Source organism: Dolomitihabitans soli, from assembly GCF_022213955.1.
Classification (GTDB): domain Bacteria; phylum Actinomycetota; class Actinomycetes; order Streptosporangiales; family Streptosporangiaceae; genus Streptosporangium_A; species Streptosporangium_A soli.
The window spans coordinates 32,313-43,673 of sequence record NZ_JAKNTW010000040.1 but is presented as its reverse complement, the minus strand read 5'-3'; the positions used below and the strand labels follow the sequence as shown (position 1 = coordinate 43,673).

Below are 11,361 nucleotides of genomic sequence, written 5' to 3'. Positions count from 1 at the left end.
GCCGATCGAAGGTTTCCGACATGATGGAGATCCCTTCCTTCAGGGGTGGGGACCGCCCCCGGGCGGGCTTTGGACGGCAGTGCCCGGGGGCGGGGTACAGGGCTAGGCGTTGGCGAGAGTGGCCAGGTACGCCCGGACGTCTTGGGCCTTCTCCTGTCCGATGTTGAGCCGGTCCTTGATCTGGCGGACGCCCGGCACGTCGCCGGCGGCGATGTCGAAGAAGAACGTCGACGCCGCCTGCAGGTGAAGATCGGTCGGCTCAGGTACGTCTCTGACGGGCTCGGGTACGTCTGCGACCTGCGGCGGGATCACAGGCTCAACCGGCTCGACCTCCGGCTTATCCGTCACGTCGATCGGATCAGAGAGTGCGGCCCCGGGCGTACCTGACTCCTCGACCACGGGCTCGCGGTGTACCTCGACGGGCACGACCAGGGTGGCGACTTCCACGGGTTCGGTCTGCGCGTCGCGGGTCAGCATGTGGCCGAGTCCGGCGCCCATGCCGAGCACCAGCACCGGCAAGCACGCCACGGCCACCGTCACGCCCACGGGCGCCGTGGTGTACCCGGCGACCTCGAGCAGGTGGAATGCGACCTGTCCGAGCATGCCGAGCACCAGGGCGCCGAGGGCGGACCACTTCGCGAACCGGCGCGTCGACTCGCCCACTGGGGCCGAGGTGAGCCACGCCGACAGCGCGAACGCAGCGTACGCCTCGACTCCGATCGGCAGGGTGATGGCGGTGTTGATCTCGAAGTCGACGATGCCGGGCAGCAGCTGCACGACGCCGAAGCCGGTCTTCTCACCGAGGCCGACCCATCCGGACCACGTGGCCACAGCCGCGGGCAGGGCGAGCAGGATCAGGGGCCAGCGCTTCAACGGGTCTCCTCAGTGAGCAGCCGTACGGCGCGCTCAAGGGCGTGCACGAAATCCGGCATGGCCTGGATGGTGAGCAGGTCGAGAATCGCGGCCAGGTGGCCGATGGCGTCGGCGGGCATGTCCACCCACGCCGGGGCGGCGGCCAGTTCGCTGGGGGTGGGGTGGGAGAGGTAGAGGACGCGCACGCGCGGGGCGGCGAGCTGGCCGTCGATCTCGTCCTGCCAGATGAGGACTTCGACGGTGGCGTCGTCGCCGAGTTCGACGTCGACGAGCAGCACGCGGTGGGTGCGGGTGCGGGCGGTGGGGTGCCACTGGCCGCGCTGATGGCACCAGGGCGGGCACGGGCGGACAGGGGTGGGTACGGTGTTCGACACGGTCTCTCTCCTGTGTACGCAGGGGATGGTGATCGAGGCCCTGGGCTGGTGTTGACGCACCGGCCCAGGGCCGTATTGCTATGTGAGGTCGCCGGCCATGTGCCGGGCGACCATGACCTCACGCAGGATCGACCAGGCGAGCTTCTCGGCGGCCGGGAGACCCAGTTCCACGGCACCGCCGGGGGCGGTGCAGGTGACGGCGTATCGGATGGTGTCGCCGGGCTGCTCGCGGAGCTGTCCGAGCACCTCAGGCAGGAACACGTCTTCGTCGACCACGTTGATGTCGTCGCCCAACACGGTCGCGGCACCCACGTGTTCGACGTTCACCTCGTCGTGCTCGACGACGCACCACGGCGGACACAGGCTGGAAATGGCGGCCTTGGCGACGAGCTGGTCGAGGACGCGGGCGAGCTGCTCGGCCTCGGCCAGGCGCAGCCCGTCCCACCGGTCGAGGTAGACCCGGAACCCGTCGCCCGGGTCCTCGGTGCAGTACGTCAGGCCGACCTGGCCGTTCCCGGCCGGGGCGGGGAGGCTGGCGTGGCAGACGCCGCCGTCGCCGTCGTGCTCCGCGCACCACGCCCGGCACCCCTCGGCGGCGGGCCGCGTGGCTCCGTCGACGACGAGCCGGTCGAGGGCACGAGCGATCTGGGCGGCCTCGGCGAGGGTGATCGTCCGCTCCCATTCCAGGACCGGCGCACCCTTCGGCCTGGCCTCGCCCTCGATGAGGACGATCTGCGGGGCCTTGCCGTCGTACTGCTCCAGGTCGGCGCTCAACGCGGCCGGTCGGGGGCCGAGGGTGAGAGGGATGGGCGCGTTCTGGCTGTGGTGGGTCAGCTCGTCGAGGCGTTCACCGGTGTGGGTGGAGGTGCACCACGGTGCGCACATTGGGGCGGGGGCATTGCGGGGCGTGGCCTGGGGGGTGCTGCTGCCCTCGCCGTTGAGGGGCTTACGGTGGTGCGTCAAGGGTGGTGCCTTTCTAGGGAGGTGCCGCTCCAGGGCCTGTCTGGTGGTCGCACACCGGGCAGGCCCGCATTGCTGTTTGCCGTGCCCCCGAGCGCCTCGAAGGCGGGGCGCGAGAGCAAGGGCGGAACGAGGGCACCGTGCACCGTGCTGTAGCAACGGCTGTAGCTACGGGCGTGAGTTCGGGGGAGTTCGCGAGGGTTCGAAGGGTGCCGCCACCAGGGAAAGTGGACTTCAGCGAACCGGGCAAAACCCTCCGCCGGAGACTACGGATCAGAAGGTTGGGGGTTCGAATCCTCCCGGCCGCGCCACACGCAAGCCCAGGTCATCACCGCGATGACCTGGGCTTTCTCGTCTCTCGATCAGCGTCCGGCGTCCGGCTGTGTCCGGTCCTGATCGGCTGTATCCGGCTGGGCGTTCCCAATGCGTTCCCGCGTGCCAGGGCGAAGGACTTCGCTGATCCGGCGCATGGCGATCTCGTCTTGACCGACGAGGCACTTGGCGTAGGTGCGTAGGAGGACCTCCACGCTGTTGCCTGCCCAGTCGGCTACCTGCTTGGCGGGTACCCCCGCGTTGAGCCAGGTGGACAGGCAGGCGTGGCGAAGGTCGTAGGGCCGTTTGGCCAGCGGCGAACCGTGATCTTCGGCGGTCAGGGCATCCTTTCGGGCCCTGGCCCAGACCTTTTGAATCGTGCACGTCGCCAGCACATCCCCCTGCACCCCATGGAAGACCCGACCACCGGGGCCGGTGCCGTGCTCTTTGAGGTGGGCGCGAAGGATGGCGACGAGTTCGGGGGCGCACGGCACCGGGCGGCCTTCACCTACGGCCCGATGCTTCAGGCTGCGTTCATCGCGCTGCTCACCGGAATCGGTCCACTCTCTGCCGACGTCCGGGGTGGCTGTGGTCAGGTAGATCTCGCTCTAAGTGTCTGCCGCATCGGGCAATGTCAGGTCCTTCTCCCGTAGATTGACGGCTTCCTCGGGGCGCAGACCGGCGAAGTACAGGGTGGCGAAGAAGGGCATCAGCAAAGGGCCGCTTGGCTTGCGCTTCGCAATGGCGGTGAGCAAAGCGCGGGCTTGGTCCGGGTTGACGACCGCACGGCGGTCCAACTGAAACGTGGTCTTGGCTGGCTTCCCCTTCAGGTCTGAGATCGGGTTCTTCTCAAGCAAGTTGAGTTCTACTGCGTACGCCATGGCGTTGGACAGGATGACACGGTGCCGCCGGTTCGAGCCGACGTGAGGAGCGCGGCCAGCGTGAGGGCTGCGCGGAGAAGCAGGGGTTTACCAGCCATGCTGGTGATTGCACCAGGTCCGCTGGCCCAGTGGAACAGGAGATGACCAACCCTCGCGACCACACAGAGTAACAGTGGTTACTCGGCGCTACTTTGCGGCTGGTGGCAGCGACCCGAGCGCCGGGCCCTAGCCGGCGTCTCCATTAGCGATCAGCGACCAAAGATGAGGCGTTGTCCGATGGCTCTGGTCGCGCCCGGCTTCGGTGACCGTGGGTTGGCTCTTTCGTCGACGCCATGACCCCCGAAAGCGCGATCTTTGCTGAGCTCGCCGTACAGGCATAAGGAGGTTGGCCCGGCCGCCGCAGCTTCGGGCGCGGCACGGCGACCGGGAGTAGAAGGGGCCTCGCCCGTCCGCCGTCACTGCCTGGCGACCAGCGGCGGGCGAGGCCCAAGCCCAGGAGGGAGGTGACGCCCCCTCCCAGGCAGCCTCAGAGGCGATCGGCGATCAACCGCTTGAAAACGATCTGCCGGATCGCCAGCCGGACCCTGCTCAGTGGGATGCCCATCTTCTGGGCGCGCGCGGCGGCCTCCTCGCCCAGCACGTACGGCTCGTCAGGCGTCTCATGCAGGCAGCGCTGAACCTCCAAGTCCAGGAGGTTCCTGGGTGGCGTGGGCTCTTTCACGGAGTCTCCCGCAGCGGCCAGGCGCAGCGGACCGCCATCGTGGTTAGGCGCAGCTCCGCGAAGTCGCCGGCGACGACTTCGTCTTCGGTGGCGCGGTGCACGGCCCGCCATGTGCCGTCATCGAGCTGGGTCACGTCGCGGAATTCGGCGATCTCTGTGTCAGCGATCTCGTGAGGGTCCGAGGCCATGACGGCACGGTTACGCCGCTATGCACCTGTCCATACACCTGTCTACATCCATCCAGGTATACAGAGCTGGATGTGGGGGCGGATGGGCGCATATCTACGGTCAGTCAGGTGAGCGAGATTGACCCTGATTCCGATGTGCCTGTCTACCGTCAGGTAGCCGCTGACCTGCGGTCGCGCATCGAGGCTGGCACGCTTCGCCCTCGCCGGCCACTCCCGTCCGAAGCACGGTTGCAGCAGGAGTTCGGCGTAGCGCGCGACACGGTACGCCGAGCCGTCGCCTACCTTGCAGAACTCGGCTTGGTGCACACGGTCAGCGGACGCGGGACGTACGTACGCGCCGGCGCGGTCGAGCTGGCGGAGGCCGGGCCGGGATCGAGGGTGTTCGCTCGCCGTGCGACCGACACCGAACGGGCCACCTTCGAGCTGGCGGAAGACGTGTGGGTGCTGGTCATTGAGCGGCCGGGAGTCGACGCTGAGGTGCTCCCCGCGGATGCTGCTGAGGTACGCGTCCCGGACTGACCCGAGGTAGCCGCGACACCTCCGCGTGAGGGCCGGGGGTCTCTGGCAAGGGGCTACAGATCAGCGCCTCGTGACACCTGTCACGACGCCCCGGCGACAGTGCCCGTGACACCCTCCCGACAGTTCGTGCCAGCACGCCCGACACCCGCTCTTGATCGCGTGGCACCCCGCGAGCGTGCCGGGCGGGGGTTGGGGGGAGGGTTACAGGTCAGGCCGGGGCCACGGTTCGTGGCACCCCTCGTGGCAGGGGATGGCCCCTTCGTGGCACCCGTCCCGGCGATAGCCAACGACTGCCGCGTGCAGGTCCACCCTGCTTACCTCTGCATCCGCCGAGATCTCTTGCTCGCCCTTGGCGGCTGGATGGCCCTGCCGGCGTCGGACGATACAGGTCTTCTTATCGCTGCGGACACGGTCAGCGAGGGGTACTTTTCGGAGAGGCCCGGTCTGCTCTACCGAAGTGGCCAGGCCAGATGACCAGTCAGGCGGCACATGTGGATTCGACGGAGAGGGCAACTCGTATGCGGGTCATTGAAGATAGGGCGCGGGCTTTGAGTGCGTTCTTCGGTGGCTTCTCTGACTAATCTGGCATAAGGCGGCCATCGTTCGATGAGAGGTCTCCTAGCCCGAGGGCCCCCATTGCAGATCTAATAGTATGCCATTCGTGACTTCGGAAATCGAATCCAGTGCGCCCTTCATGCAAAGGACGCCGGATCGCGAGTTGTGCACGTCTAGCGGTTTCTAATTTGCGGTATAGATTTTCAGATTTAACTCTCGTCCGGTGCAACTGCTCCTCGAATTCGCGGCGTTCCATGCGGGATATATGTGGGTTGATCGCGAATTCTCTTAGAGCTTCCTTGTCTCGGTCCATCTCTGCCTGCTCGATTTCTAGTTTTCCTATTAGTAAAGCAATATTTTGTTCAATAGCTCGTAGCGAGCCTCGCGATAGGCGGATTGTTGGCGCTGTCTCACTTTCCTCGGTTGAACTTACCTCTGGAAGATTCCCTACCTGGCTGAGCAGTTCATCACTTACTACTGCATGCAAGTATTCACGGGCGTTTCGCAGGAAAGTTTGTGTTTCCATGATGATTAGCGGAGTGTCGGCTATTTCTTTTGCTTCCCTGATTAGTTCGGGCCTTGCCGAGATCGTTTGCCCTTTCTCTCTTCGAAACCAGTCTTCTTTGACGTCTCGCGTAACGAAGAGAATTGGTTGCTTCCTGCGCTTCGCTTCTTCGAGAGTCTGGTACCAGAGAAGGTAGTCTCCTGCTGGATCGATTTTTTCCGAGTCGGCATATCCGGGAGGAATTTTTTCTTCCACCCGGCGCTTCGCTTCCTTCCGTGCCTCCTTCTCCTTTTCGGGGCTTAAAGGATCGCCCACCTTTCCTTTGAGTAACCCCTGCAAGCGGTGCAGCACCTGATCTTTTGAGACCATGCCAAGGCTGACGCCGTGCCGTTCCTGTAAATCTCTGATTGCCGCCACTGTTTGTTTTATTCCCTTGATAAGGGGGTCGACAATCGTGGCTTGCTCGCCATTGGTTAAGGCTACCGTATTTCCCAATTTATTTAGCTTGGGATGCACGCTATCCTCAAAATGTTTGTGGAAATCCATGAGAGCTTTGAGGGCGGCGGCGTAGGCGCCTGACTGTCCGCCAATTACGATTATACGGTTCTTGTGGAACTCTAAGGCTACTTGATGGGAAATCCACAGCCTGTCTCCTAGTTTTTCGAGAGCATTGAATAGCTCTTCGCGTGCTTGAGGATTGAACCTATAAGCATCTAGTAGGACATTCGCATCCAAGCTCACAAGCCCTTCAGTTATGGCGGATTTCCGCTGCTGATCCGTTGGAGGATAGTATTCACGGAATTCGCTGTCGAGATCAGCCACTTTTGCTCAATTCCTATTGTCTAGTTCCGATAGTTCCATGTCTCGTCCTCGCTGTACGGCAGCCAAGCAGGGGCGGTCACGCACGCCTCCAGATAGAGAAACGAGGGCTCAACACCGCGAGACTACGCCTGAATCTCGATCGGCATCCAACGGATTGCGGAGTCGGTGGCACGCGCAGGTCACGGGGCCTCTATGGCGCGTCGGTGAACCTGGAGATCACTGGGCACCGAGAATCGGGGGCATATTACCCCCCTCACGCTTGTCGAGCGATGGATTGTTCCCAATACCTTCCCAAGGTAGGCCGTCTATAGCTGTCGGGCGGACGTTTATGCAGGTAGGCGGCATGACCAAACACGAGCGATTCTCCCTCTACGGATCAGAAGGTTGGGGGTTCGAATCCTCCCGGCCGCGCCCAGCTCAAAGGCCCTTTGGGATGATCCCAGAGGGCCTTTTTGATCTTGTGCAGCAGCGATGTACAGCAACGCGGGCCCACACAGACGAGCATCTGCGGACAGCGCCCGGCCGGCGCCCTCGCGTTAGAAACGCTACCGGTGACCTCGCTCAGGCACCGCCGAGGTCATCCCGGAGGCGGCGGACCCATTCGGCGGGGAAGACCTGCTCGAGCCGTTCTCTACTGATCTTCAACAGCCCTTCGTGCGCCAGGGGGAGGAGTGCGCCGTTCTGCACCGCCGGGTGATCTTCGGGAGCCGGGCAGATCAGGACGGCGAGAATCCGACACGCCCTTTGCACCTCCTCGACCCCACTGGTGTGGATCAGGCCCTTGATGGGCTCCCAAGCCGTCTGTACGGCAAGAGCCACCAGGGCTTCGAGAAGAGGGGTGCGACGCTCGGCTCTCCGAGAGTCGATGATGGCTGCCGTCACGTTCTCGGGTACGCGGGCGAGGGCTTTCGAGAACTTCTCGATGCTCTCGGCCAGGGCGACGAGGAGATCACACCAGAAATGATCGGTAAAACTCTTTCTGGCCTGGCGTGGTTTGCTGCCGCCGAACCTCTTATCTAGTTCCCCGATGATAGGACCGGTAAGGAGGTTGCCGACTTCCTGGATGTGGTCGATTGTGCTTGGATTTTCGGACAGCCAGTCGATGAGATCGACTGTTGCGCAGTCGGTGGCGGCTGCCTGTCTGCCCTTGGACGGTCGTCGTTGTCCGCGGGGAGGTTGTGTGCCTGCCCATGCGACGTCGCTGCGGTCTCTTGCCTCCTGGCGAGCAATAGGGGAGGTGTCGCGTGCCAGGGCGAGGCCGTTAGGCCAGCCATGCTGCGCCCCGCCGCAGGCGGAGCATCGGCACTGATGCTGCTTTGCGCCCTCACAACTCACAGGATGCGTCATTCACTCTCCATTACGTCAAGCGTGAAGGCGAGCGGGGCAGATCGCCAGCGAATCTATTCCTTTAAATCACAGATATCGAATAGTGATATTGGCGCAGCCGCTAGTTGAATATATCTTCTCGGCTATAAATCAAGCTCTTGCATATGAATAAGGCTCTTTGGGGGTGGTCCCCAAAGAGCCTTTATGGACGGATAATGAGCTATGCGTGTGGACCATTGAGGCTCTGATTGAGCCGGTCGAGCGCCTTGCGCGTTTCCGGGCTCGGGATCTGTGTGTAGACGTCCATGGTCATCGAGATCTGTGAGTGCCGCAGGATCCGCATCGCGACGCGCGGGTGTACGTCGAGGGAGGCGAGGAGCGAGGCGCAGGTGTGCCGCGCTGTGCAAAGGCTTGCCCTCTTCGATCTGGATAACACCCTTGCTGAAGTGGTGGTAGTCGACTCGGGGGTGCGTGACCTGCGGTTGAAGAGGTCAGGCGTTGGCAGAGGGCACATCGAGGGCACATGGCTCAGGAACCTGTGCCTTGTGCCACGCTGCTTGACCTGTCCGAGCGACTCGCGCGGGGGAGTCAACGTTGTCTGGGCGCGGGTTGAGCCGTCGCTCCGCACGTGGCAGCCGGTGACCCGGCGGCCCAGGCCCGCCGCATGACTGGGGAGGCTCGGCCAGGCACATCCGCCGGTGTCCTGGCACATCCCGATCATGACGATCACGTAGCCGACGAGTACGACGGTGGCGAGCATGAGCCCGATGATCAGCGGGATCGTGGTCACGTCCAGGTCACCCCCACTTGGGCGAAGCCGTTCGAGCGAGTGCCGGGGCGACGGGTCTCTCCGCTGCGCCTGCCGGTCCTGCGCCCAGCGGGGCGACGCCTCATCTAGCGGTCACGGGCGCGGCACTTACGGCAGGGTCCGCCATGCCCCTCCTCCAGCGCCGCACCGCACCCCGCAGGCAGGGGTTTCGAGCGTCGTTGACAAGAAGGTTTCCTTTCGGCCGCCCACATGCGAAAGGACCGCTACGGGGGGTTCTTGGGAGCGGGCCTTAGCGTTTGTCAAGGCAATCTCGGGATCTTGCAACACTCGGCTCCGGTCATGCTCAACCGACGCGTGTTCCGGCTTCGTCTGGTCTCACAGTTCGATGAAGATTGACGGGAATGGCTTCAGGCCTTGACCGCTCTGCTTGACACTCTTGAGGTGGCAGTCCGGAATTTCCTCGTGCTGATGGTTCTACTGGCCGCACGGAGCCGTAAAGGCAGACCGGCGGAAAGGTCCGTTGGACCATACGAGACGATCTGGGAGCCATGGGCCGAGGCCAGCGCGCCATACCCGTACGACCATACGGTGCGAGTGGAGTTCGAAGCCCCGCCCGAACATGCCGAGCTGGTGCCTGTGATGTGCGGGTCCCGCAGTTGGCGTGTACGTCGGTCCACAGATGGGTCACGGTTCCAGGTCGATGTGCCCATCGCCGGATCGCGCATCGGAGCGCTCACCGCGGGAAGGCGCCACCTGCTGCGCTCGTGCATCCAGGATGGAATCGCCGTCCGTATCAGATGGACGCACCTTCGTCGACCGCCGGGAACCTTCGACGCCCGGTTCCGAATTTTCGACTCCTTGACGGGGCGCCCGGTCGAAGGGGAAATACATGCGCAATCCGTGGCCGATGCTAAGGCTCTCGCGAACAGCCGCACCACGGAATTCAACGGTCGCCGGCTGCTGGTGCGTAAGGCGGTGGGTGAGAGCTCCGAGGACGAACTGCGGCACCTGGAGGCGAGACATCGTTCGGCGAAGCCCCCGAGTGCGGCGATGAACGCTACTGGCGGTGTGCTAGCCGTGCTAGCGCCGCTCGCTGGCGGTATCATCCTGGGGCGAACGTGGCCGAGCCAACCGTGGACTGCTGTCGCGCTCCTCGTCGTGGTCGCGTCGGCCATCCTTTGCAGGTGGCTGATGCGCTCCTGGCTGCTGGGCAGCATGGTCTATCCGGTGATGGTGTTCATGGGGTGGACCCTCGCCGCGGACCCGCACCCCGACGTCGTTCGTCTAGCCGGTTTGGCGTTGGTCACGCCCGTCACCATCGTCGGAGTTCGTCACTTCTTCCATTACACGTCGCTGAAGGTCGCCCTTTCATGGCTGCTTCCCATGCTGGTGACCATCGCGATACCGCTGCCTATGGTTTATGGACAGCTGACGTACGAGACCTATCTCATGGTGTTCGATCTGGGCGCGGATGACGTGGAGTTGCCATGGTGGCAGGCATTGCGACCGGCATGGTCCTTGACCGGCCTCACGCTGCTGTTGGCCTTGGTCTCCTTGGCGATTGTCGGATGGGGCTATCACGTGAACTTGATCGTTCCTCTCTGGATGGTCACGTTCGTCACGCTGTTCGCGTTGATGGCCGCGGTTCTGGTGCCCTGCTTCCTCGGAATGCAGGAGGGGTACCGGAGTGGCGTCATCGCTTTGCGGGAGCTTCGGGCCGCGGGGACGACGACAGCCTTTCACGGGATCGAGCCGAAGGCGGTCTGCCTTGTGCCCGTCACCGAGAAGATCGCTTTCAAGGGCGCGGCATTCGTCCCGGGCCGTCCTCTGGTGCTGTTCGGAGACGCGAACGGCCGGGCTGCTCTCTGGGACAGGGCCGGGGGTTCCCTGACCGTCAAAGAAGACGATGTTCAACTCGCCTCGTCTCGTCACTGGGACCGGTGTTGATCTGTATACCGGCCGCCATCGACAGACACTCGTATCGTCGATGATTCCGGGATTATTGGGCGGCCTTGGTCGATGGTAGAAAGGCTCACGGGCGGGTTCGTGCCCGCGGTTCAGCAGGCCAGTTGACCGGCAGTCGGCATCACCAGGATTGCCAGTTAAAGCGATATGGAACAGCGCCCATGGTTGGAAACTTTCATCTCTGAGGGCTGGTAAGTGGGTCCCTCCCGCACCCATGAGGGCGAGGGCCGGCATCCACACAGGGCACAATGAGGGCACACGAGACCACGAAACCGCCAGAGAAGCCGAGACACACCGAGATGCCGAACTACAGGTCAGAGGCCGCTCAGCGACATCACGGCAGGTGTCAGCGGCCGCCCTTGCTGAAGTGCTGGTAGTCCTTTGGCGGCCACAGCCGTACAGCAGTGGCGTACAGCAACACCGCCTCACACGATCACACACCACCAACCCGCAACTACCGGTTGAGCAGGGCGAGACGTTTCCTGACAAGGTGGTTGCCCTTGCCTACGGATCAGAAGGTTGGGGGTTCGAATCCTCCCGGCCGCGCCCCGTGTAACCCCTGGTCATCCCTGTGGTGACCAGGGGTTTTGT

12 protein-coding genes are annotated in these 11,361 nt (G+C 63.7%); 2 read left to right on the top strand and 10 right to left on the bottom strand.

What is annotated here, in order from left to right:
- Window positions 1–102 precede the first annotated feature (102 nt).
- The 7 genes from MBA17_RS44130 to MBA17_RS44100 all read right to left on the bottom strand — a co-directional run bounded on the left by MBA17_RS44130 (window position 103) and on the right by MBA17_RS44100 (window position 4,309).
- Window positions 103–873: a hypothetical protein gene (locus tag MBA17_RS44130; protein WP_238504411.1), complete on the bottom strand. Its 771-nt coding sequence runs from the start codon at window positions 871–873 to the stop codon at window positions 103–105.
- A complete protein-coding gene (locus tag MBA17_RS44125) occupies window positions 870–1,247 on the bottom strand; it encodes a hypothetical protein (protein ID WP_238504409.1) in 378 nt (125 codons plus the stop codon). The genes MBA17_RS44130 and MBA17_RS44125 overlap by 4 nt, the downstream gene beginning before the upstream one ends.
- Window positions 1,248–1,325: 78 nt before the next feature.
- Window positions 1,326–2,210, bottom strand: a complete 885-nt coding sequence (locus MBA17_RS44120; protein ID WP_238504407.1) for a hypothetical protein — start codon at window positions 2,208–2,210, stop codon at window positions 1,326–1,328.
- Window positions 2,211–2,569: 359 nt separating this feature from the next.
- Window positions 2,570–3,013 carry a site-specific integrase gene (locus MBA17_RS44115; RefSeq protein ID WP_238504405.1) on the bottom strand — a complete coding sequence of 148 codons (444 nt, stop codon included), beginning with the start codon at window positions 3,011–3,013 and terminating at the stop codon, window positions 2,570–2,572.
- 114 nt (window positions 3,014–3,127) lie between these two features.
- Window positions 3,128–3,400 carry a site-specific integrase gene (locus MBA17_RS44110; protein ID WP_238504403.1) on the bottom strand — a complete coding sequence of 91 codons (273 nt, stop codon included), beginning with the start codon at window positions 3,398–3,400 and terminating at the stop codon, window positions 3,128–3,130.
- Between the two features lie 526 nt (window positions 3,401–3,926).
- Window positions 3,927–4,121, bottom strand: coding sequence for a hypothetical protein (locus MBA17_RS44105; RefSeq protein ID WP_238504401.1), 195 nt, complete (start codon window positions 4,119–4,121; stop codon window positions 3,927–3,929).
- On the bottom strand, window positions 4,118–4,309 hold the full coding sequence (locus MBA17_RS44100) for a hypothetical protein (RefSeq protein WP_238504399.1): 192 nt from the start codon (window positions 4,307–4,309) through the stop codon (window positions 4,118–4,120). The genes MBA17_RS44105 and MBA17_RS44100 overlap by 4 nt, the downstream gene beginning before the upstream one ends.
- 108 nt (window positions 4,310–4,417) lie before the next feature.
- Here MBA17_RS44100 and MBA17_RS44095 point away from each other — a divergent pair, with 108 nt between their 5' ends.
- Complete coding sequence (locus MBA17_RS44095) at window positions 4,418–4,828, top strand: GntR family transcriptional regulator (RefSeq protein WP_238504397.1); 411 nt, start codon at window positions 4,418–4,420, stop codon at window positions 4,826–4,828.
- 577 nt (window positions 4,829–5,405) lie between these two features.
- Here MBA17_RS44095 and MBA17_RS44090 read toward each other — a convergent pair.
- From MBA17_RS44090 to MBA17_RS44080, 3 genes are all read right to left on the bottom strand, one after another.
- On the bottom strand, window positions 5,406–6,710 hold the full coding sequence (locus tag MBA17_RS44090) for a PIN-like domain-containing protein (RefSeq protein ID WP_238504395.1): 1,305 nt from the start codon (window positions 6,708–6,710) through the stop codon (window positions 5,406–5,408).
- Window positions 6,711–7,271: 561 nt separating this feature from the next.
- A complete protein-coding gene (locus MBA17_RS44085) occupies window positions 7,272–8,057 on the bottom strand; it encodes a hypothetical protein (RefSeq protein WP_238504382.1) in 786 nt (261 codons plus the stop codon).
- 199 nt (window positions 8,058–8,256) lie between these two features.
- Window positions 8,257–8,826, bottom strand: coding sequence for a site-specific integrase (locus tag MBA17_RS44080; protein ID WP_238504380.1), 570 nt, complete (start codon window positions 8,824–8,826; stop codon window positions 8,257–8,259).
- 573 nt (window positions 8,827–9,399) lie between these two features.
- On the opposite strand from MBA17_RS44080, the gene MBA17_RS44075 reads away from it, so the two are divergent.
- Window positions 9,400–10,752, top strand: a complete 1,353-nt coding sequence (locus tag MBA17_RS44075; protein ID WP_238504378.1) for a hypothetical protein — start codon at window positions 9,400–9,402, stop codon at window positions 10,750–10,752.
- Window positions 10,753–11,361: the final 609 nt, after the last annotated feature.